Origin of the sequence: Kitasatospora misakiensis, assembly GCF_042656005.1 — a bacterium.
Classification (GTDB): domain Bacteria; phylum Actinomycetota; class Actinomycetes; order Streptomycetales; family Streptomycetaceae; genus Kitasatospora; species Kitasatospora misakiensis.
The window spans coordinates 1-22,598 of record NZ_JBHSOF010000083.1; the positions used below are offsets into that span (position 1 = coordinate 1).

General features: G+C 74.2%; 12 protein-coding genes and 2 pseudogenes. 5 read left to right on the forward strand and 9 right to left on the reverse strand.

The genetic code is table 11. The annotated features are described in order from the left end of the window. The 4 genes and pseudogenes from ACFP3U_RS34975 to ACFP3U_RS34990 all read right to left on the reverse strand — a co-directional run. Positions 1-410: asparagine synthase-related protein (locus ACFP3U_RS34975; protein ID WP_380229802.1), on the reverse strand; the 410-nt coding region annotated here is incomplete at its 3' end. A 70-nt stretch (positions 411-480) separates the two neighbouring features. Further along, positions 481-1,848: pseudogene (locus ACFP3U_RS34980) on the reverse strand (albusnodin/ikarugamycin family macrolactam cyclase); the annotation flags it as partial. Between the two features lie 67 nt (positions 1,849-1,915). Further along, entirely contained in the window at positions 1,916-2,044 is a 129-nt protein-coding gene (locus tag ACFP3U_RS34985; protein ID WP_380229803.1) for an albusnodin family lasso peptide, read from the reverse strand. Positions 2,045-2,182: 138 nt separating this feature from the next. Then, positions 2,183-2,746 (reverse strand): ATP-binding protein, encoded by a 564-nt coding sequence (locus tag ACFP3U_RS34990; protein ID WP_380229804.1) that lies wholly within the window; start codon positions 2,744-2,746, stop codon positions 2,183-2,185. A gap of 150 nt (positions 2,747-2,896) precedes the next feature. Here ACFP3U_RS34990 and ACFP3U_RS34995 point away from each other — a divergent pair, with 150 nt between their 5' ends. Continuing rightward, a complete protein-coding gene (locus tag ACFP3U_RS34995) occupies positions 2,897-4,240 on the forward strand; it encodes a tetratricopeptide repeat protein (protein WP_380229805.1) in 1,344 nt (447 codons plus the stop codon). A gap of 1 nt (position 4,241) precedes the next feature. Here ACFP3U_RS34995 and ACFP3U_RS35000 read toward each other — a convergent pair whose 3' ends face one another. The 4 genes from ACFP3U_RS35000 to ACFP3U_RS35015 all read right to left on the reverse strand — a co-directional run bounded on the left by ACFP3U_RS35000 (position 4,242) and on the right by ACFP3U_RS35015 (position 17,417). Further along, the gene (locus ACFP3U_RS35000) at positions 4,242-4,889 is read right to left on the reverse strand and encodes a TetR/AcrR family transcriptional regulator (protein ID WP_380229806.1); all 648 of its coding nucleotides are present in this window, start codon (positions 4,887-4,889) and stop codon (positions 4,242-4,244) included. 218 nt (positions 4,890-5,107) lie between these two features. After that, positions 5,108-8,347, reverse strand: a complete 3,240-nt coding sequence (locus ACFP3U_RS35005) for an amino acid adenylation domain-containing protein (protein WP_380229807.1) — start codon at positions 8,345-8,347, stop codon at positions 5,108-5,110. Further along, positions 8,344-13,977 carry a non-ribosomal peptide synthetase/MFS transporter gene (locus ACFP3U_RS35010; protein ID WP_380229808.1) on the reverse strand — a complete coding sequence of 1,878 codons (5,634 nt, stop codon included), beginning with the start codon at positions 13,975-13,977 and terminating at the stop codon, positions 8,344-8,346. Before ACFP3U_RS35010 ends, ACFP3U_RS35005 begins: the two co-directional genes overlap by 4 nt. 176 nt (positions 13,978-14,153) lie before the next feature. Continuing rightward, a complete protein-coding gene (locus tag ACFP3U_RS35015; RefSeq protein WP_380229809.1) occupies positions 14,154-17,417 on the reverse strand; it encodes a non-ribosomal peptide synthetase in 3,264 nt (1,087 codons plus the stop codon). 582 nt (positions 17,418-17,999) lie between these two features. On the opposite strand from ACFP3U_RS35015, the gene ACFP3U_RS35020 reads away from it, so the two are divergent. The 4 genes from ACFP3U_RS35020 (at position 18,000) to ACFP3U_RS35035 (ending at position 21,976) form a co-directional block, all read left to right on the forward strand. After that, positions 18,000-18,377 carry a hypothetical protein gene (locus ACFP3U_RS35020; RefSeq protein WP_380229810.1) on the forward strand — a complete coding sequence of 126 codons (378 nt, stop codon included), beginning with the start codon at positions 18,000-18,002 and terminating at the stop codon, positions 18,375-18,377. Positions 18,378-18,582: 205 nt separating this feature from the next. After that, the gene (locus tag ACFP3U_RS35025) at positions 18,583-18,948 is read left to right on the forward strand and encodes a hypothetical protein (RefSeq protein WP_380229811.1); all 366 of its coding nucleotides are present in this window, start codon (positions 18,583-18,585) and stop codon (positions 18,946-18,948) included. A gap of 194 nt (positions 18,949-19,142) precedes the next feature. Next, complete coding sequence (locus tag ACFP3U_RS35030) at positions 19,143-21,377, forward strand: MMPL family transporter (RefSeq protein ID WP_380229812.1); 2,235 nt, start codon at positions 19,143-19,145, stop codon at positions 21,375-21,377. 77 nt (positions 21,378-21,454) lie between these two features. After that, on the forward strand, positions 21,455-21,976 hold the full coding sequence (locus ACFP3U_RS35035; RefSeq protein WP_380229813.1) for a MarR family winged helix-turn-helix transcriptional regulator: 522 nt from the start codon (positions 21,455-21,457) through the stop codon (positions 21,974-21,976). 25 nt (positions 21,977-22,001) lie between these two features. Here the strand turns inward: ACFP3U_RS35035 and ACFP3U_RS35040 are convergent. Beyond that, positions 22,002-22,523: pseudogene (locus tag ACFP3U_RS35040) on the reverse strand (DUF2867 domain-containing protein); the annotation flags it as partial. Between the last annotated feature and the right edge of the window lie 75 nt (positions 22,524-22,598).

Consider the following 22,598-nt stretch of genomic DNA (forward strand, 5'->3'; position numbering starts at 1 on the left):
ACCATGCCTGAGCAGCGAAAAGTCATACGCTGCAAGCGGATTGCGGATGCCTTCTGAGTCCAGTCGGGAACGGGATCCCTGTGGTGGGCCGTGAGCCACGCTTCGGCGGTGAGGACCTGTTCGAGTGGTGCGATCGATGTCGACAGACCGCCCGCAGCCAGTCTCAGGTGGCTGCGGAGCCTGCCGGGATGAACGAGGCCGAGGCTTGCGAGATGGCCGTCGACCATCGCTGACAGCTCCTGCAGGTTGGTACGCAACCCGGTGTAGTGGTCGGCGTTGAAACTGCCCTTGGTTGTACGCCTTGCTGTCTCGGGTGGCAGGAGCGAGGCCATGGCCTGGGCAAGGATCGGCTTGTAGGCGTACAGCGGCGGACGTAGGCCGAGCGGAGTGGTCAGGACAGCGTTGATCACCAGGGGATCGAGAAAACGGATTGTGCAATTCGATGCCGTGGGTGGCGGCTACCTCGGTGTCGGCGACTGCCGTGCGGGCAACCTCACGGACCTCGTCCACCAGTACCTGCACGGAGAAGTCGAGACCATCCAGCGAGTCGGTGGCGCAAGCTGCGCTTTGGGCGGCGTTGACGAGGAGACGGGCGGCGTGGGGAGTTCCCCAGGTGGGGAAGGGCATGAGCGGGAACCAGGTGACCCTCCCGTGGTCGTCACGGTCGGATCTTCCGGTGGAATCGGCGAGGGAGGCCAGGGCTCGGCGTCGATCAATGCGTCCTGTGCGAATGGCATCCCGGAGCAACGGGCCGACAGCGGTGTGGCCCAGGCGGGCCCAGCCGAATGCCTCGCCGACTGCTCGGGGGAAGCGTCGGTGGCGGATCAGGTCTGCGAGGTGGATGGGTGGTTGGAAGAGGACACTGTCCCCGCCGTCGCCGGTCAGGTGGGTCCGTACTCCCAACTCCTGACGTAGCCAGGTGAGCTGGCCGGAGAATCGAGCGAGAGTGAGGGTGGATGGCGCAGGCTCGTCGGTAGCCGGGATGTCGGTGATGGAGCTGTAAGGCAGGTGAAGATCAGTGAGTGGCATCAAACGATGGGTGATGCGGCACGGGTAGCGAGCCGCCGCGAGCCGTGCATGGTGGAGGTCGGCCCCGTCGATCTGCGCGGCCGGGTGAACGGTCACCGCGTTGAGCCGCCGCCCAGGAGGGAGTCCGGCGGCGGCGATGACCGCGATGCTCGTGGAGTCGAGCCCGCCGGAGAGATCGCACGACAGCGCGGGATCCGAGTCGGTTCGCATGGTGACTGCTCGTTCGAGGGCGTCTCGGAGTCGGAGGTGGGGCAGGGGCCTCTCCACCGGTGTCGGCCGCCAGCAGGGGCTGGCGCGAAGAGGTGTGCCGCTCGCGGGCAACTCGATGCGTGCACCAGGGGGTAGCTGCTGAATGCCGGTGAAGAAGGACCGTGTGTTGGCCAGTGCCGGGACCGATGGCAAGAACACTGCGCAGGCCAAGCGTTCGGTGTCGATGGTGGCCCTCGTCAGCGCGGCGAGAAGCCGGGCGGACGTGGACCAAGCCCAACATCCGTTCCACAGGGTTGCGTACACCGGCAGAGAGGCGGCGGGGTCGGTGTACACGATGACGCCTATGGCGGTCTCCTCGACCACGGCATACAGACCGGGCCAGCGCCAGCCAAGGTCCGTGGATGGGCCTGATCGAGTCTGCTGCAAAAGTTCGGCGTCATCGGCCCCGCAACGGCCGATGAGGAAGATCCTGTGGCCCTCGGCGGAGGTCGACGGGATCCGTACGGGTCCGCTGCCGATACGCCAGGTTGGTGATCCGGGCGCCACCGGTGTGGCTCCGGCTGGGCGTGGGCGGGGAGCTACCGCGGAGCTGAATCCACCGTAGAACATGCTTCCTCCCGGGAGCTTTGACAGGCGTGGTGCGGCCTCGGCGGACCGAGGCCGCACCACCTGGGCGTCAGCTGTTGTAGGCGCGGCGCTTGTCCTCGCTGCTGCCCTTGCCCTGGCCCTCGGTGAGAGCGGTGAGGTCGCCGATCTCGATGGTCAGGTCGTCGTCCTCGGGCTCGGTGGTCTGCTGCTCGAACATGGAATGGCCTCCTTGAGGAATGAGGTGTGTCCTCCCGGGCCCGCATGGGCGGGCCCGGGGTCGACCGCCGGTGAGGCGGTCACTCCTGCTCCGATGCCATGAGCAGGAAATCGCGGGGTGCTGTGCGAAGGCATGGAACTAGTGAGGCCTGCCGCCGGGCAGTTGGCGTATCCGCGAGCGACGGCGGCCGGACAGTCGGCGCGTGATCGAGCGGACCGTACGACGAGGGCCGGTGAGGAACTGCCTTCGAGTCAACGGTTGTGCGGGGATCCCGAGCTCGGCCCAGACTTTCTTGCCGTGGTCGGTTCTCTCGAAGCCATGGTTGAGGGACAGCCGCTGGACGAGGAGCATGCCGCGGCCCGATTCCGCGTCCGGGGAGGCGGAGCGTGCGGTCGGGAGAGTGGTGGAGTCGTCGTGGACCTCGATCAGAAGCCTGCGCTGAATCGGGTTGATGCGCAGACCGATGGTCAAAATCGCTCCGGCGCCGTGCTGGACCGCATTCGCTACAAGCTCAGAGGTGATCACCGCAATGGAGTCCTTGGCGCAGTCGTCCAAGTGGACGTGCCAGTCTGCGAGCTGGGTCTGGATCCATCGTCTTGTTCGGGGAACAGCGATGGGAACGCGGGGTACGGCGGCTGATGAGCTGTGCGAAGGCATGGCTGGGAACCCTTCGGTACGTGAGCAAAGGGGGAGCGCGAGCATGTCCGACCCGTGTGGGCAGCCTGCTCGGCCAGAGAGTGGGCCGCTCCGGCTTGCCTGACGTACAGTCAACAGGCGTGCACTAGAAGTGAGTGCGGCGGATGGTCCCTTGCTGCTTGAAACCCTTGAAACTGGAGCCGGGAGACGAGGCCAATGGCACGCGGACGGACGGCGAACCTGAAACTGGCACACCTGCTCGCCGAGTGCCGGTGGAGAAGCAACGGTGAGTTCGCGCGTGCGATCAATCGAGCCGGCACCGAGGGCGGTTTCAAGCTCAGGTACGACGAGTCGGCGGTGTCGCACTGGCTCTCCGGAACCCGGCCCATGGCGAAGTACCGGAAGGTGGTGCTGGAGGTTCTGAGCCGGCGTCTCGGACGTGTCGTCACGGCATTCGAGGCCGGATTCGTGGATCGGCCCGATGAGGAGGAGCCGTCCGTCGATATGGTGGAAGGACTGGTCGATCTCGGGAGTGCCGACATGGATCCATCACGCAGAGGCGTGCTCGGGGCGGGCCTCTACTCGGTAGCGCTGACCATTCCCGGATGGCCGGACGTGGTGGGGCGGTTCGAGAGGCTCAGGTCCGATCCGCACAGCAGGATCGGGATGGGGGAGGTCGAGTCCGTCATCGCGATGACGGAGCGGATCAGTGAGATCGACGACCAGTTCGGCGGGCGTTCTGCGCGGCCCATGGCGGCCGCGTTCATGGTCAACAACATCGTTCCGTACCTTCGTGCCACGGCTTCGGAGGAGGTTCGTAGGGCGATGCTTTCCGCAGCGGCCGATCACCTCTACCTGTCGGGGTACATGGCCGTCGACGAACGGCTGGACACTCTGGGGCAGAGCTACTACACCAAGGCGCTGGAGCTCGCGCTGGCGGCGGGTGACCATCTGACGTACTGCACCACGCTGCGAGGGATGAGCGTGCAGGCCGTGGAACTCGGACACGGGGCGGAGGCCGTACGACTGGCGGAGGCCGCGTCGAGTGCCTCGCCGCAGGCCGGGCCACGGATGCGGGCGTTTCTGGCCGGGCAGCAGGCGCATTCCCTCGCGCGGACCGGTGACCGCGCGGGGGCGTTGGCGATGCTGCGTGCGGCGGAAGTCGCCATGGAGCAGGCCGAGTCCAAGGCCAAGGCTCACGGCTCGTACGATCCCGCGTCGCTCGCCTACCACGTGGCTCAGGTGAATCACGAACTCGGCGATCGGGAGGGGGCGATCAGGGCGTTGCAACGCTCCGAGAAGGTCAGGCCCGCCGTCTATCGGCGGGCCAGGGTGCGTCATCGGGCGATGCTTGCCGAGTGGCAGGTCGAGGTCGGGAGGGTCGAAGAAGCCTTGCAGAACTGGCACTTGGCCTTGGACGAATACCCGCAGGTGCAGTCCGGTCGGGCGGACGACCGGTTTCGGGCGATGGTCGCGGTGCTGCGGCCGCACGGGCGTGGCGCGCAGGTGCGTGAACTGCTGGATCGGGCGCGGTCGATGGCCGGTGAGGGGGTGGGGTGAGTCAGCCGAGGAGGGTGGCGAGTTCGGAGTCGAAGAGGACGGTGGGGTCGAACCGCATGCCGGTGAAGTGGCCGGCGAGTTCGAGGGAGAGGGCGCCGTGGAGGCGGGTCCAGAGGGTCAGGAAGAGGGCGAGGGCCTCGGGTGGGGCGGGGTGGCCGGCGGCCCAGGTGCGGTGGTCGGCGAGGTGGGTGGAGAGGGGTGAGGCGGGGGTGGCCGGGGGGAGGGCGGCGGTACAGGCGTCGATGAGGGTGGCCGCGATCTCCTGGGAGATCGCGGTGGTGTCCTCCGGGGCGTGGTAGCCGGGGACGGGCGTGCCGTAGACCAGCAGGTAGCGCTGCGGGTCGGCCAAGGCCCAGGTCCGCAGGGTATGGGCGAGGCCGGCCAGGTCGGCGCCGTCGTCGGCGGCCGTGCGGAGGGTGTCGGCGAGGCTGCGGTAGGCCTCGCGGACGAGTTCGGTGATCAGCTCGTCGCGGTTGGCGAAGTAGCGGTAGAGGGCGGGGCCGCTCATGCCCATCTGCTTGGCGATCGCGTTGAGGGAGAGCGCGGTGGCGCCGGCGGTGGCGATCTGTTCCCAGGCGCGTTCCATGACCTCGGCGCGGACCTGGGTGCGGTAGCGCTCGCGGGGGGTGGTGGGGTCGCTCTTCGCCATGGGGTGTCGCCTCTCGGATGCGCGTTAGTTAGAGGGTATCCCGGGAGCTATTGACTGTTGAGGAGGTGGGGAGTAACAACCTCTCATGGGAGTGAGGTGTCATTGAGAAGGGGATGCCATGTTCGGTATGCGTACGGCTGGAGTCCGGGGTGGCCGAGGCCCGGGCGCACTGAGCGAGGGAAGGGCGCAGGCGCGGGCCTGCGCCCTTCGATGGCAGGTCAGGTGTCGAGACGGTCGGCGGCCTCGTCCTCGCTCAGGGCCTCGATCTCGGCGATGAGCAGCTCCTCCACCCGGGCCGCGAGCGCCGCCGCCGTGGAGAGTTCGAAGGCGTCGCGGATCGGCACGTCGAGGCCGACGGCCGCGCGGATCCGGGCGACGACTCGGGTGACCAGGAGGGAGTCCCCGCCGAGTTCGAAGAAGTCGTCGAGCGCGCCGACCCGGGGGATGCCCAGGACCTCCTGCCACAGCTGGGTGACGAGTTGCTCGGCGTCGGTCCGCGGGGCCACGTGGGCGCGGGCGGTGGCCGGGGCCGGTTCGGGGAGGGCGGCGATGTCGAGCTTGCCGTTGAGGGTCAGGGGCAGGGTGTCGACGAGGGCGACGGTGTCGGGGACCAGGTAGGCGGGGAGGCGCTGGGTGAGGTGCTCGCGCAGGTCCGCCGACGAGGCCTTGGCGTCCGGCGCCGGGACGGCGTACGCGACCAGGCGGCGGCCGCCGAGGACCACGGCGGCGGCGCGCAGGACGTCGGGACGGGCGGTCAGGGCGGTCTCGATCTCGGCCGGTTCGATCCGGTAGCCGCGCAGTTTGATCTGCTCGTCGGTGCGGCCGAGGTAGTCGAGCGTCCCGTCGGTGCGCCAGCGGGCGCGGTCGCCGGTGCGGTACATCCGGCCGCCGGTGAACGGATCGCCGACAGACGGGTCGCCGGTGAACGGGTCGTCGGGGAACGCCGAGGCGGTCAGGTCCGGGCGGCCCAGGTAGCCGCGGGCGAGGCCGGTGCCGCCGATGTGCAGCTCACCCTCGGAGCCGCGCGGCAGCAGGGCGCCGCGCTCGTCCAGCACGTACAGCCGCACGCCGGGCAGTGGGCGGCCGAGCGGCGGGCGGCGTCCGGCGTCCGGGGCGCCGAGGTCGGCGGCGGTGACGATGACGGTGGCCTCGGTCGGGCCGTAGGTGTTGACGAGGCGGACGGTGTCGCCGTGCCGGTCCCGCCAGCGGGCGACGGAGTCGGCGCGGACCTCGGAGCCGCCGAGCACCACCAGCCGCAGGGCGGCCGGCCAGGGGGTGCGGTCGTCGTGGGAGACCAGCTCCTCCCAGTAGGCGGTCGGCAGGTCGAGGACGGTGACGGACGGGCCGTGCGGGCCGCGCAGCAGCTCGGGCAGGGTGCGTCCGCCGCCGGGCAGCAGCACGACGCACGCGCCGGAGGCCAGGGCGGGCCACAGCTCCTCGGCGTGGGTGTCGAAGCCGATCGAGGCGAACTGGACGATCCGGTCCTCGGGGGTGAGCCGGTAGCCGTCCGGCCCGGCCATCCAGTCGACCCGGGCGGCCAGGGCGGTGTGGTCGACGGCGACGGCCTTGGGGGTGCCGGTGGAGCCGGAGGTGAAGAGGACGTAGGCGAGGCCGGCGAGGTCCTCGGTGGGAGCGGAGCGGGGAGCGGAGCAGGGCACGACGCGCAGGCCGGAGCCGCCCTCGTCCGTGAGCAGCGCGGCGGCGCCGGACTCGCGCAGCATCAGCCGCCGCCGCTCCTCCGGGTGGGCCGGGTCGAGCGGCAGGTAGCCGGCGCCGGCCTTCCAGATCGCCAGCAGGGCCGTCACCAGCTCGAAGGAGGGGGCGAGTCGGACGGCGACCAGCTGTCCGGCGACCTCGCCCAGTCGCCCCGCCAACTCACTTGAACGCCGGTCGAGTTCGGCATAGCTGAGGGTGCGGCCGGCGCACTCCAGGGCGGGGGTGTCCGGGGCCGCGGCGGCCCGTTCGGTGAAGCGGGAGAGGACGGACCGGGCGTCGGCGGGCGCGGCGGGGCCGCTGCCCACGGCGAGCAGTTCGGCCCGCTCCCGCGCGCCGATCAGCCAGTCGCCGTGCAGCGGCACCGTCGCGTCCTCGACGGCGGCGGCGAGCAGCGCCCGGCAGCGGGCGCCGAGCGCGGCCACCGTCGCCGGGTCGAGCACCTCCCGGTCGAAGCAGAAGGAGAGCGTCAGTCCGCCGTCCGGGGTGCGCCAACTGTCCAGCAGCAGATCGGTCTTGGCCCGCTCGAAGCCGGAGTCCATGGAGGTGGTGCGCACCCCGGCGGGCAGCGGGGCGCCGCCGTCCTCGCCGGCCAGGTCGTACTGGCTCTGGTGGACGAACACCGCCTGGTAGAGCGGCGCGGCGCCTGCCTCGGCGGGCAGGTCCAGGTGGGCGGCGAGCCGCTCCAGCGGGACGTCCTGGTGGCTGAGCGCGCCGAGGGTGGCGGTCCGGACGCGGTGCAGGACGGTACGGAAGTCCGGCTCGCCGGTGAGGTCGGCGCGGAGCACGCCGGTGCGGGCGAAGTAGCCGACCAGCTCCTCCTGCGCGGCCTCGGTGCGGCCCGCGAGCGGGGTGCCGACCACGAAGTCCGTCGTGCCGGTCCAGCGGGCCAGCACGCACTGGTAGGCGGCGAGCAGCACCATGAACGGGGTGCAGCGCTCGCGGCGGGCCAGGGCGTCCAGGGCCGCGGTGAGCTCCGGGTCCAGGGCCGTGGCGGCGAAGCCGGCCGGGTGCCGGGGATCGGCCGGGCGCGGGTGGTCGAGCGGCAGCCGCAGCCGGCCGGTGCCGGCCAGCTTCTCCGCCCAGTAGTGGAACGCCGCCTCGGCGCCGCCCGCCTCGGCGCCGCCCGCCCCGGCGCGAGCCTGCTCGGCGCGCGCGACGTCGCCGTACCGCAGGGCGAGCGGCGGCAGCCCGGCCGGGGCCTCGCCGAGGGCCTCCCGGTAGAGCGCGAGCAGGTCGCGCCAGAGGATCCGGAACGACCAGCCGTCCGAGACGATGTGGTGGACGACCAGGGCGAAGGCGTGCTCGTCCGGGCCGGCCGAGACCAGGACGGCGCGCAGCGGCGGGCGGCCGGCGAGGTCGAACGGCGCGTTGACGATCGGGCGGCAGGCCTCGGTGAAGTGCGCCTCGGTGAAGGCCGCCCCGTCGGCGCCGGGCGCGAGGGCGAGGAGGTCGAGCGGGACGGGCGCGGGCGCCTCGACCAGTTGGACGGGCGCCTCGCCGTCCAGGGCGAAGCGGGTGCGCAGCGGTTCGTGCCGGGCGGTCAGCCGGTCCAGCGCGGTGCGCAGTGCGTCGACGTCGAGTGGGCCGCTCCACCGGCGGCACAGGTACATGTTGAACCCGGCGTCGGCGGGGTGGAGCTGCTGGAGGAACCAGAGCCGGCGCTGCTCCTCGGTGAGCGGGTGGACGGCCTCGACGGGGCGGTGGCCGGGGTCGGGGTCGGTCGTCCGGTCGGTGGTGGTCATCGGGAGGCGGCCTCGGTTCCGGTACGGCGTGCGGGTGCGGGTGCGGGTGCGGGTTCGGCGGGGAGCGGTGAGGAGGTGGGCGGTGCGGACGGGGGCGCGGTTTCGGCGCGGGCCGCGAGGGTGGCCAGGCCCACCAGGTCGTCGGGCTCGGCGTCGGGGACGTCGCGGTCGAAGTGCCGCAGGGCCGGGACGGTCAGGCAGATCAGCACCAGCAGTGCCATGGCGAGCCCGAACAGCAGGTAGAGCAGGCCGATGCCGCGGCCCTCGCCGGTGCCGATCAGCCGGCCGACGGTCCCGGCCAGCGGTCCGTTCTCGTCGATCCAGGGCTGGACCAGGCGCGGCCCGAGCGGTGCGACGACGGCGAAACCGATCGGCAGGGTGGACCAGGCCACCATGGTGTTGACGGCGATCACCCGACCGTGGAAGCGCAGCGGCACCTTGGTCTGCACGATCGTCGCGTAGACACCGTTCACCAGGGCCAGCCCGTACGCCATGCCGAACGCGCCGAGCGCGACCGGCAGGACGCCCGGCCGCAGGCCGGTCACCAGGCAGCCGGCGGCCAGGCCGAGGGTGGCGAGCAGGACGCCGCGCAGCCGCAGCCGGCGCGGCCCGCCCCACACCAGCAGGGTCAGGCCGCCGAGGACGGCGCCCAGCCCGGCCGCGACCGAGACCCAGCCGGCGGCCGAGAGCGGGGCGAAGGACAGCACCAGCGGGGTGGTGAGCAGGAAGAGCGGCGACAGGAAGATGTTGAGCACGGCGAAGAACAGCAGCATCGCCCGGAAGTGCCGGCTGCCGAGCGCCCGCCGGAAGCCGGCCCGGATCTCGGCGGCGACGCTCTCCCGCCGCCGGGCGGCCATCACGTCGGGGAAGCGGACGGCCAGCGTGACCGCGGTGGCGACGACGTAGCTGGCCACGTCCACGGCGAGGATGCCGCCGAGGCCGAGCGCCGACAGCAGGCCGACCGCGAACAGCGGCACCAGGAACTGTGCGAGGCCGAAGGCCATCTGGACGACGCCGTTGGCGCGGCCGAGGAAGCGTTTCGGGACGAGCTGCGGCACGGCCGAGTTCCAGGCCAGCCGTTGGAAGGTCAGCGCCGTGGACAGCACCGCGATCAGCACGTACGCGTGCCAGACCCGCAACGAGTCCGCCAGGTACAGCAGCAGCATCACCGCCTGGGTCAGGCCCGCCGCGAGGTCGCCGTACAGCATGATCCGGCGCCGGTCGCCGCGGTCCACCAGGGCTCCCGCGATCGGCGCGGTGAGGATGCCGGGGACGAGCCCGCAGGCGGCCAGCAGGCCGAACTGGGCGAGCGAGCCGGTGGTCAGGTAGATCCAGACCGGCAGGGCGAACTCGGTGAGCGCCGAGCCGATCATCGAGACCTGCTGGCCGGCCGCGACGCCGAGGAAGCGGCGCATGGTCGGACGCACCGCGGCGGTCGCGGCCGTCGGCGCGGGCTCGGCGGTGTCCCGGGAGAGCCCGGCCAGCCACCAGGTGGCGCCCTCGGTCCGCCGGTGCCGCCCCTCCTCGCCCTCCGCCACCGAGCGGTGCACGGTGGTCAGGATCTCGGCCAGCTCGGCGGCCCGGTACTTGAGGTAGAAGTGGCCGGCCTCGTCGAGCACCACCACCCCCGTGGTGTCGCTGAGCCGGTGCCACTCGCGGTACCGCTCCTCGTAGAACTCGGTGGCCGGGTCCCGGTCGCCGCAGACCGCGTACACCGGGGCGGCGATCCGGCCGTCCGCGCCCTCGAACAGCCGGGTGAAGTACCGCTCGGCCTCCCGGGTGCCGATCCGCCGGTTGGCCACCATCAGCCGCAGCTGCTCGACGCCGACCTCGTCGGTGTCCAGGCCCGCCGCCGCCAGGGCGTTGATCATGCCCTGGTCGCTGCGCAGCCGGTCGGCGGTGCGGGCCCACCACTCGCCGACGGCGGCGCCGCGCCCGCGCGGCCGGGCGAACGGGAAGATGCCGCCGAGGTGGACGGCCTCCACCTCGCGGCCCGCCGCCTCCACCCGCCGGGCGATCTCCACGGCCAGCCGGACGCCGACACCGCAGTGGCCGTACAGCACGATCCGGCCCTCGACGGTGTCGAGGATCTCCCGGGCGCAGCCGGCCGCCACCTCGTCGACGTCCATCGCCTCCTCGCCCAGTTCGTGGCCGGGGACGGCGAGCGAGTGCAGGGCCCAGTCGGCGGGCAGGGCGTCGGCGAGCGGCTTGTAGATGAGCGCGCTGCCGCCGCCGTACGGCGTGCAGACCAGGCTCGCGGTGGTGCGGCGCCCGGCCGGGGTGAGCCGGTGCAGCAGGCCGCGCGGGCCGCGCTCGGCGTGCGGGTCGCTGACCAGGGCGGCCAGCCGGCGCACCGTCGGGTACCTGAAGAGGTCCATCACCCCGACGGGGGTGGGGAGTTCGGGGAAGGCGCGGCGCAGCCTGGCGACCACCTGGGTGGCCAGCAGGGAGTGCCCGCCGAGCTCGAAGAAGTCGTCCAGGGCGCCGACCCGGGGCGCGCCCAGCAGCTCGGCCCAGAGGGCGGCGAGGAACTCCTCGGCCTCGCCCTCGGGTTCGACGAACTCCCCGCTCGCGGCGGGTTCCTCGGGCTCGGGCAGGTTCCGCCGGTCGACCTTGCCGTGGGCCAGCAGGGGCAGCCGGTCGAGCACGACGAAGCGGGCCGGGACCATGTAGTCGGGCAGCAACTCGCCCAGGGTGTCGCGCAGTTCGGCCGGGGTGGGCGCGGGGCCGCCCGCGGGGTGCTCCAGGTAGCCGACCAGGGTCTGCCGCAGCCCCTCGCCGCGGGCCAGGACGACGGCCTGGGTGATCCCGGGCAGGGCGGTGAGGGCCGCCTCGACCTCGCCGGGCTCCACCCGGTAGCCGCGCACCTTGATCTGGTCGTCGGCCCGGCCCAGGTAGTCGAGCGTGCCGTCGGCGCGCCAGCGGGCCAGGTCGCCGGTGCGGTAGAGGCGGTCGCCGGGCGCGCCGAACGGGTCGTCGACGAAGCGCTCGGCGGTCAGGTCGGGGCGGCCCAGGTAGCCGCGGGCCAGCCGGTCGCCGCCCAGGTACAGCTCGCCGCCGACGCCCGGCGGCACCGGTTGCCGGGCCTCGTCGAGGACGTGGCAGCGGGCGCCGGCGAGCGGGGTGCCGATCGGGGTGCTGCCCGGTCCGGCCGCGTCGGCGGTGACCTCGTGCACGGTCACGCCGACGGTGGCCTCGGTCGGACCGTAGTGGTTGAACACCGCGCACCGGCCGAGGGCGGCCAGTTCGGCGGCCCACGGCCAGGCGGAGGCCTCGCCACCGAGCACCAGCGCCCGGCGCGGCAGCAGCCGCTCCAGCGGGGCGTCGGCGCTCAGCGCGGCCAGGTGGGAGGGGGTCATCTTGAGGTAGTCAAGGCCCAACACCTCGATCCGCTCAGCGAGTTCGGCCCCGGCGATGCGACGCGGCAGCAGGTGGACCAGGCCGCCGGTGCTCAGTGCGAGGTAGAGCATGGTGATGCTGAAGTCGAAGGACAGCGACTGCAGCAGCCCGTAGCCGGCGCCCGGCTCGATCCGCAGCCGATCCCGCACCCCGGCCAGGTAGTCGAGGATCTGCCGGTGCTGGACGGCGACGCCCTTGGGTGTACCGGTGGAGCCGGAAGTGTAGATCACGTAGGCCAGGTGGTCCGGCCCGGACACCTCCTCCAGCGGCTCGGTGTCCCGCCGGGCCGGCTCCTCGTCCAGCAGCAGCACGGCGCCGTCGTGGCCGGGGAAGCGCTCGCGCAGTACCGAGTCGGTGAGCAGGACCTTCACCCCGGCGTCGGCGACCAGGTGGGCGAGCCGGGCGGGCGGCTGTTCCGGGTCCAGCGGCAGGTAGGCGCCGCCGGACTTGAGCACGCCGACCAGGGCCACGGCCAGTTCGGGGGACTGCTCCAGGCAGACCGCGACCCGGTCGTCCGGTCCGACGCCCAGGGCGCGCAGCCGGCGGGCGAGACCGGTGGCCCGCTCGTCCAGCTCGCGGTGGTCGAGGACGCGGCCCTCGAACTCCAGCGCCGGGCGGTCCGGATGGGCGCGCGCGGTGGCGGCGAGCAGCGCGGTCAGGGTCGGCGGGCCGTCGGCGGGGTCGGGCAGCGCGGGCCCGGCGGCCCAGCGCTCCAGGACGTCCCGCCGCTCGCCGGGGGTGACCAGCGGCAGCCGGGAGACCGGGCGGTCCGGGTCGGCGACCGCCGCCGTGAGGAGCAGTTCGAAGCGCTCGACCAGGCGGCGCACGGTCGCGGCGTCGAACAGGTCGGTGCGGTAGGTGACCAGCCCGTACAGGCCGCCGTCGGACTTCTCCCGCAGGTAGAAGGCGAGGTCGGTGCGGGTGGTGGCGGCCTCGTGCCCGAAGCCCTCGGCGGTGGGGGGAGCTGCCGCCGTGGCTGGTGTCGCAGGGGAGTTCGGCGAGGACGTGGCGCCGCGTTCGCCGTAGTTCTGGTAGGCGAAGCTCACCTGGAAGACGGCGGAGCGGCTGACGTCGCGCTCGATGTCCAGATCGGCCACCATCTGCTCGAACGGCACCTCCTGGTGGGTGTACGCGTCGAGGGTCGTGCCGCGGACCCGGGCGAGCAGCTCGGCGAAGCTCGGATCGCCCTCCAGCCGGGCCCGGATCGGCAGCATGTTGACGAACAGGCCGACCACGCCCTCCAGTTCGCGGTGCAGGCGGCCGGCCACCGCCGAGCCGATCGCGAAGTCCCGCCGCCCGGCGTGCCGGCCGAGCAGGGTCTGCAGGGCGGCCATCAGCACCATGTACCCCGACGCGTTCGCGGTACGGGCCAACTCAGCGACACCTCGGCCGAGTTCGGTGCTCCAGTGGAACTCGGCGGCGGCCCCGTCGAAGGTCAGCACCGGCGGCCGGGGGCGGTCGGTGGGCAGCTCCAGCGCCGGGACGTCGCGCAGCTCCTCGCGCCAGTACGCCCGGGAGCCGGCCAGCGCCTCACCGGCCAGACGCTCCCGCTGCCAGCCAGCGTAGTCGCCGAACTGCACGGGCAGCGCGGGTAGTTGGTCCGGGGTGCCGTGCGCGTGCCGGGCGTACAGCGCGTCGAGCTCGCGGTGCAGGATGTCCAGCGACCAGCCGTCGCTGACGATGTGGTGCATCACCAGGGCGAGCACGTGCTCGTCCGTCGCGGTGCGCACCAGCAGGGCGCGCAGCAGCGGGCCGTCGGCCAGGTCGAACGGCCGCGCCACCCGGTCGCCCAGTTCGCGGGCGGCCCGTCCGGACGGGTCCGGGTCGCCGGTCGCGTCGACGAACTCGGCGGCGAGCGGCCCCGGTTCGGCGATCCGGACCTCGGCGGTTCCTTCGGGGGTGGCGGGGAAGCTCATCCGCAGCGCCTCGTGCCGGGCGACCAGGTCGGTGAGCGCGGCGTCCAGCGCGGTGCGGTCGAGCGGGCCGCGCAGCCGGCGGGCCGGGGCCAGCGCCCAGGCGGTGGAGCCGGGGGCGAACTGGTCCATGAACCAGAGGCGTTCCTGGCCGCTGGAGAGCGGGACGGCGGCGCCGGGGGGTCGGGCGGGCACGGTGTGCGCGGCTGTGGCCGCGGAGCCGTCGGCGGTGGTGGCCGTGGCCGCGTGCAGCCGCTGGGCCAGCAGGGCGCGCTTGGTCGCGGACAGCCCGGCCGCGGGGTCCTGGAGGTCGGTCATCGGGTGTTCCATTCGGCGCACGTCGGGCGGCGGGTGCGGTGCCGTCGGGCGGGATCGCCACGGGACGGTGCCGCCGCAGGGGAGTTGGCGCGGGGCAGGGAGGTCGCGGGGTGCGGGGAGGCGCGGGTGCGGGGAGGGAACGGCGGGCGGCGTGGTCCGGCCGCGCCGCCCGGGGGTCACCGCAGCTCGCGGACGGCGTCGGCGATGCCGAGCGGGGTCGGGGTGGCGAAGAAGACGTCGAAGTCGAGCTCGACGCCCAGCAGATCGCGGATCCTGGCGGTGATCTGAATGATCGTCAGGGAGTGGCCGCCGAGCTCGAAGAGGTCGTCCTCGGGGCCGAGGTCGGTGCGCCGCAGCACCTCGGACCAGACCCCGAGGACGGCGGCGAGCACCTCGTCGTCCGGATCGGGCGCGGGCCCGGCCGCCGCCTCGGCTGGCACCGGCGGGACGGGCAGCGCGCGCCGGTCCAGCTTGCCGTTGGGCGTGAGCGGCAGCCGGTCGAGGACGAGGAAGCGCTGTGGGACGGCCGCGCCGGGCAGCATCCGCTGGAGGAAGCCGCGCAGTTCGGTGGGGGTCGGAGCGGCGCTCCCGGCGGCCGGGACGAGGTAGCCGGCGACGAACGGCTCGCCGTCGGCCGCAGCTCCGGCGTCTTCCTCTGAACCGAATCCGGAACCGTCCGGCTCCGCCCGGTGCACCGCCGCGGCGGCCTCGGCGACCGCCGGGTGCGTCAGCAGCGCCGCTTCGATCTCGCCCAGCTCGATCCGGTGGCCGCGGATCTTCACCTGGTCGTCGAGCCGGCCGAGGAACTCCAGTTCGCCGTCCGGGCTCCAGGCGACCAGGTCGCCGGTGCGGTAGAGCCGGTCGCCGGGCGCGCCGAACGGGTTGTCGACGAAGCGCTCGGCGGTCAGGTCGGGGCGGCCCAGGTAGCCCTCGGCGAGCCCGTCGCCGCCCAGGTACAGCTCGCCCGGCACGCCGACCGGGAGCGGCCGGCGCCGGCGGTCGAGCACAAGGGCGCGGGTGTTGGCGATCGGCCTGCCGATCCGGACGGCCTCCGGCACGGCCGGGAGTTCGGCGCAGGTGGACCAGACGGTGGTCTCGGTCGGCCCGTAGACGTTGAACAGGCGATCGCCGCCGGCCCGCAGCCGCCGGGCCAGCGGCAGCGGCAGCGCCTCGCCGCCGACCAGGCCGGTCAGCCCGGACGGCAGCGGCCCGGCGCCGAGCAGCACCCGCCAGCCGGACGGGGTGGCCTGGACGTGCGTGACGCCCTCGCGCTCGACCAGGGCGCGCAGGCCCGGGCCGTCCACGGCCAAGCCGTCCGGGGCGAGCACCAGCCGGCCGCCGGTGGTCAGCGGCAGCAGCAGTTCGAGCGCGGAGATGTCGAAGGAGAGGGAGGTCAGGCCGAGCCAGACGTCCCCGGGGCCGGATTCGAGCCGGTCGGCGAAGGCCAGGAGCAGGTTGACCAGCGCCCGGTGGCCGATCTCGACGCCCTTGGGGTGGCCGGTCGAGCCGGAGGTGTACAGCACGTAGGCCAGCCGGCCCGGGGCGTCGCTGCCCGCCGCGTCGGCGAGACCCGCGTCGGTGAGCCCCACGTCGGCGAGCCGGAGCAGTGCCGGTGCGGCGGCGGCCACCTCGGGGGCCGGTTCGCGGTCGGCGAGCAGCAGCGCGGCCCCGGAGTCGGCGAGCACGAAGGCGAGCCGCTCGGCCGGGTAGCCGGGGTCCAGCGGCAGGTAGCCGGCGCCGACGGCGTGCACGGCGAGCAGCGCCGCCGGCAGGTCGGCGGTGCGGGCGAGGTGCAGACCGACCAGGTCGTCCCGGCCGATGCCGGCCGCGCGGAGCGCCCCGGCCAGCTGCTCGGCGCGCCGCAGCAGCTCCCGGTAGCTGAGCCGCTCGTCGCCGGCCACCACGGCGACGGCGTCCGGCGCGGCCTCGGCGCGCTCCCGGACCAGGTCCAGCACCGTCCGGCCGGCCGGGTGCACGCGGACGGTGTCGTTCCAGGTGGTGGTGACCAGGTGCCGTTCGGCCGCGTCCAGCAGTGGGAGGTCGCCCAGCGGGGTCGCGGGGTCGGACACGGCGGCGGCGAGCAGGGTGGTGAAGTGCCCGGCGATCCGTCGGGCGGCGGCGGAGGCGAGGACGGCCGGGTCGTACTGGAGGGAGAGCTCGATCGCGTCGGCGCCCTCGACGGCCTGGAGGTGCAGGGTGTTGCGGGCCGCGCGGGGGAAGACCGTCCGGTCGACCCGGGTGGCGCTGCCGGGGAAGACCGGGTCGGCGGTGGTGCGGCGGCGGTACCCGAAGGAGACCGGGGCGAGCCCGGCCCGGGGGGTGAGGCCGGGGACGGCGCTGCCGAACGGGACGCTGCGGTGGGCCGAGACCAGTCGTGCCTCGGTGCGTACGGCCCGGGCGTATTCGGCGAACGGGGTGCCGTCGTCGAGGCCGGCCGGGGTGTGTACGGGCAGCTCGTTGACGAACAGGCCGATCGCGTCGCGCTGGTCGGGGCGGCGGGTGGAGAAGGGGACGGCGACCGGGACGGCCTCCCCACCGTAGCGGCGGAGCAGCCCGTGCAGGGCGGCGAGCAGGAACTCGAAGACGGTGACCCCAACCTCGTCGGCGGCGGTGGTCAGGGCGGCCAGGCCGGGGCCGTCGATCCGCCGGGTGACGGACTCGCCGGGGCCGGCGCCGGTGGTGGCGCGGGGGCCGCCGGGGAGCACCGGGTCGGTGGCGGCCGCCCACCGGGGGCCGTGGAACGCGGCGGCCCGGGCGAGCAGTTCGGCGTCGAGCGGAGCGGCGTCGAGCGGCTCGTCGAGCGGAGCGCCGTCCGGCACGGCGTCGAGCGGAGCGCCGTCCGGAATACCCCCGGCAGCCGAAGGGGCCTCCCCCGCGAGCGCGGCGGCGTACCCGGCGGCGAGGTCCGCGGCGAGCACGTCCTTGGAGGTGCCGTCGAACACCGCGTGGTGCGCCACCACCAGCAGCTCGGCGCTCCCGTCCGGCCGCCGGTACAGCGTGAACCGGGCGAGCGGTCCGGCGGCCAGGTCGAACGGCAGGGCCAGCTCCTCGGCGAACCGCTTGGCGAGGGTCTCGCAGCAGCCGTCCGCAGCCGGGGCGGGGACGTCGAGGACGGTGAGCGCCGGTGCCCACCCGGCCGGGACCGGGCGGAGCACGCCGTCCCGTTCCACCAGGGCGGAGCCGAGCGCCGGGTGCCGGGCGACGGTCGCGGCGACGGCGCGGGCCAGGGCCTCGGCGTCGATCCGGTCGAAGGTGAGCCGCAGCGCGAGGTGGAAGACCTCGGGGACGTGGGTGAGCCTGCTGGTCAGCCAGATTCCGTGCTGGGCGGGAGAGGCGGGAGAGGCGGAGGAAGCGGGTGAGGCGGGCCGGGCGGCGTCCGTCGGTCTCGCGGGTTCCCCGGTGGCGGACGAAGGACCGGGCCGGGCGGGGGAGTGGGACATGCGGTGCTCGATTCGGGAGTCGGAGACGGAGCTGCGGGGCACCCGTCCGAGCGGTGGCCGTGATGGCGCGGGCGCGACACGGCGCGGTCGGACGGCGCGGCTGCCGAAAGGACGGCCGGCCCGCCCCGCGGACCGGTCGGCAGGACGCCGAGGCACGGCCGGACCCGACTCCCAGGTTTCCCCCCTGACGCGTCAGGCGCTGTGATCCCCTACCCCCGTACGAAGATCATTGGCCCGGACCTGCCGAGAGATTTCCACAGACCCCATGCCTCGTCAAGGGTTGCCCACGACCTGGCCGGAGCCTGCCGACGGTTCGTCAACTACCTCCCGGAATGGGGTGTCTGGCGTGGCCTGCGGGACGGCTGGGACGGCTGGGACGGCGGTCCGGCGCCCGCGCCCCGAGGTCCGATGGCCAGGCGGGCCGTTCGCGTCTCCGGGGGGCGCGCGACGCGGGCTGTCAACAGGCGCAAACGCGTCGCGCGCTCCGGCGCACCGGGCCGGAAAGTCCCTGTTCGCCCCCGTCGGCCCGCCGATAGGAATGGGGCCGGTGCGGAACGCCCGTACCGTGAGAGGAGTCGTCCCGTGTCCCGTCTCCGCGCGGCCGCCCTGGCCCTCGGCTGTAGCGCCGCCACCCTGGTCCTGACCGCGACCACCGCGACCGTCGCCCATGCCGCCCCGGGCGACATCGTGAGCATCTGCGCCAACCAGTACACCCCCGCCGGCTGGGTGGACATCGCCTGGGCCAACGACTACAGCTGCGGCGGCGGCACCTTCACCCCGAACCGGAAGACGATGGAGCAGGTCGCCGGTCTGCCCATCGGCACCACCCTCAACGTCTGCGCCTCGGCGCTCCCGCCGGCCGGCTGGGTGCAGGTCTCCGAGTTCTACAACAGCTCGTGCCGCTACTCGGCGGTGCCGAGCCTGGAGCACAACTCCTGGAGGATCACGCGCGTCTCCTGACGTTCCGTCGCTCCGCCTCCGGACCCGTCCGGACCCCCGGCTCCCCGGCTCCCCGGCTCCCCGGATCCCCGGCTCCCCGGGGTGCGGGTGGGCCCGGCGCGCCCCGGGACGGACCGGCTGGAAAGTCACTGTCCGTACGGGTGATGCCACCGATAGGAATGACTGTCCGGTGCGGACCGACCGCACCGTGGAGAGGAGCCGCCCCGTGTCCCGTTTCCGTGCCGCCGTCCTGGCCGTCGGCTGCGCCGCCGCCGCGCTCACCCTGACCACGACCACCGCGCACGCCGCTCCCGGCGACACCCAGAACGTCTGCGGCAGCCAGCTCACCCCGACCGGCTGGGTCGACGTCCAGTGGTGGAACGACGTGAGCTGCGGCTCGACCTTCAACCCCAACAAGAAGCAGATCAAGCAGATCGCCGGTCTGCCGGTCGGCACCACGCTCACCGTCTGCGCCTCGACCTACCAGCCGACCGGCTGGGTGCAGCTCTCCTCGTTCTACAGCAGCAGCTGTCGCTACTCCGCCGTGCCGAGCCTCAACAACAACGCCTGGCAGATCAAGCGCGTCTCCTGACACCCTTCCTGACACCCCGCGGGCAGCGCACCGACGGCCCACCGGTCCCGTACCGGCGGGCCGTCGGTGTTCCCCCAGGTCAGAGACACGCCGTAGGCGGGCGCGACATCTCTCGACCCGTCAAGTCTCTTGACCGTCGAGAGATATGATCCGGGCTGTCCGCCACCCCGCCCCTGCCCGGAGGGCGCACCGCCATGCCCGCTGACCGTCCCGCCACCGCACCGCCGCCCTCGTCCGGCTCCCTGTCCTCGTCCACACCGTTGGGCGTCCGCCGGCGCCGGGCCCGGCTGCTCGTCCCGCTCGCCCTGCTGATCGTCTGGTTCGGCCTCGGCGGCGCCTTCGGCTCCTACGCGGGCCGGCTCGGCGAGGTCGCGACCAACGACCGAGCCGCCTTCCTGCCCCGCAGCGCCGAGTCCACCGAGGCCGCCCGGCTCGGCGCGGACTTCCGGGCCGGCAACGCGCTGCCCGTGATCGTCGTCTGGGAGAGCCGGGACGGCGCGTTCGACGACGCCCGGCGCGCCGCCGCCGAACAGGCCCTGCGGGCCGCCGCCGCACTGCCCGGCGCCACCGGCCGGATCTCACCCGCCCTGCCCGCCACCGACGGCCGGGCCCTCCAGGGCGTCGTCCAACTCCGCGCCGACCTCGGCCGGGAGACCGGCGACACCGTCCGCGCCGTCCGCGAACTCGCCGAGCGCGTCCCCGGCACCACCGTCGGCCTGGCCGGACCGGCCGCGATCGCCGCCGACCTCGGCGGCGCCTTCGCCGGCATCGACGGACTGCTGCTCGGCGTGGCGCTCGGCGTCGTCCTGCTCATCCTGCTCGCCGTCTACCGCGCCGTCCTGCTGCCGCTGCTGGTGATCCTCGGCGCCGTGCTCGCCCTCGGCATCGCCTGCGCGCTGGTCTACCTGCTCGCCGACCACGGCCTGGTCACCGTCGACGGCCAGGTCCAGGGCCTGCTGTCGATCCTCGTCATCGGCGCCGCCACCGACTACGGCCTGCTGCTCTCCGCCCGCTTCCGCGAGGAACTCCACCTGCGCGGCGACCGGTTCGCCGCGATGCGCACCGCCTGGCGGCGGTCCGTCGAACCGATCGCCGCCTCCGGCGCCACCGTCGCGCTCGGCCTGCTGGTACTGCTGCTCTCCGACCTCACCAACAACCGCGCGCTCGGCCCGGTCGGCGCGATCGGGATCGGCTGCGCGGTGCTCTCCGCCCTCACCTTCCTGCCCGCCGCGCTGCTGCTGGCCGGCCGGGCCGCCTACTGGCCGGCCCGACCCGCCGCCGACGGCCGGGCACCGGTGCACGCCGTCTGGGCCAGGGTGGCGGCGCTCGTCGCCCGCCGCCCGCGGGCCCTGTGGGCGGGCAGTCTGGTGGTGCTGGCGGCGCTCGCCGCCCTCGCCCCGACCCTGAACGCCGGCGGCGTGCCGCAGAGCGAACTGTTCGTCAAGGCCCAGCCGTCGGCGGACGGCCAGCGGCTGCTCTCCGCGCAGTTCCCCGGCGGCAGCGGCAACCCCGCCGTGGTGATCGCCGCCGCCGACCGCGCCGGGGCCGTCACCGCGGCGGCCGCCGCCGTCCCCGGGGTGGCCGGCGTCCGCGCCACCACCGGCGGGGCGCCGGGCGGGGCGCCGGGCGGGGCGCCGCTCGTGGTGGACGGCCGGATCCGGCTGGAGGCCACGCTCACCGACCCGGCGGACGGCGACGGCGCGATCGCCACCGTCCGCCGGCTGCGGCAGGCCGTGCACGCCGTGCCCGAGGCGCGGGCGCTGGTCGGCGGCTACACCGCCCAGCAGGACGACACCCGCACCACCGCCGCCCACGACCGACGCCTCATCACCCCGGTGGTGCTGCTGTGCGTGCTCGCCGTCCTCATCCTGCTGCTGCGCTCCCTGGTGGCGCCGGTGCTGCTGGCGGCCACCGTCGCGCTCTCCTATCTCGCGACGCTCGGGGTGAGCGCGGTGGTCTTCCCGTACGTGTTCGGGTTCTCCGCCGTGGACCCGTCGGTGCCGCTGTACGGCTACGTGTTCCTGGTCGCGCTCGGGGTCGACTACAACATCTTCCTGATGACCCGGGTCCGTGAGGAGTCGCTGCGGTGCGGCACCCGCGAGGGGGTGCTGCGCGGGCTCACCGCCACCGGCGGGGTGATCACCTCGGCGGGTGTGGTGCTGGCCGCGACCTTCGCCGCGCTCGGGGTGATCCCGCTGGCCTTCCTCGCCCAGATCGCCTTCATCGTGGCGTTCGGCGTGCTGCTGGACACCCTGCTGGTCCGCTCCCTGCTGGTGCCCGCCCTGGTCCGGGACCTCGGCGAGCGGGTCTGGTGGCCCGCCAGGCCCGGCCGGTCCGGCCGTACGGCCCCGCGCGCGGCGTCTGGCGCGGCGTCTGGTGCGGCGTCGCCGGAGCCCGAGCCGGCGGGCGGAGGTGGCACCGGGCGGTGACGCGGGGTCGGCCGGCCGCGGGGCGCCGTTAGGCTGTTCGGGTTGGGTTGACGCCACACGCGACCGGAGAACACGCCTTGTCCGACCAGGGGGAGCAGCAGGAGCAGGACCAGCGGCAGTTGCCGCCCGGCGGGCCGGCGCTCGGCCGGCTGCTCCAGGACCTCGCCTCGGAGATGCACCTGCTCGGGCACGGCTTCGCCGCCGCCGGCGGCCTGCACACCACGGACGTCCAGGCCCTGCTCGCGATCATGCGGGCCGCTCCGGATCCGGCGGCGTCCGGTGTGCTGGACGCCGCCGGCGGCATCACGCCCGGGCGGCTCGGCGAGGAGCTGGGCCTCTCCTCGGGGGCCGTCACCGCGGTGCTGGACCGGCTGGAGCGGGCCGGGCACATCCGCCGCCGCCGGGACGCGGCGGACCGGCGCCTGGTCCTGGTGCACCACCTGCCGGGCGCCGGCCGGATGGCGGCGGAGTGGTTCGCGCCGGTGGCCCACCGGACCGAGACGGTGCGCGCGGAGTTCACCCCGGCCGAGCTCGCCGCCGTGGCCCGCTTCCTCGGCCGGATCACCGGCGAGCTGGCCGACCTGCGCCGGGCCCGCTGAGCGCCGCGTAGGCGCGGCCCGGTGCTCAGCGCGCGCGGCCCCGGGAGCCGCGGGCGGCCTCCTCGGTGATCCGCCGGGCCATCCCGTCGAACACAAGGGCATGGAAGGGCGCCACCGACCACCAGTACGCGTGTCCGGCCAGGCCGCGCGGGTGGAACAGCGCCCGCTGCCGGTAGCGGCTGCCGCCCGCGCCGTCCGGGGCGACGGTCAGCTCCAGCCAGGCCGGACCGGGCAGCCGCATCTCGGCGCGCAGTCGCAGCAGCCGCCCCGGCTCGATCTCCTCCACCCGCCAGAAGTCCAGCGAGTCGCCGACCCGCAGTCGGGCCGGGTCCCGCCGCCCGCGGCGCAGACCGACCCCGCCGATCAGCCGGTCGACCCACCCGCGCACGGCCCAGCCGAGCGGGAAGGAGTACCAGCCGTTGTCGCCGCCGATCCCCTCCACCACCTGCCACAGCGCGGCCGGGTCGGCGTCCACCCGCAGCTCCCGGACGTCCTGGTAGAGGCTGCCGCCGGCCCAGTCCGGATCGGTCGGCAGCGGGTCGGCAGGGTCCGTCTTCAAGCCCCCGTCTGCGGGGCGACGCCGGGGCACGCACCTCGACGGCTTCTCGTCAGTCGCCGATGC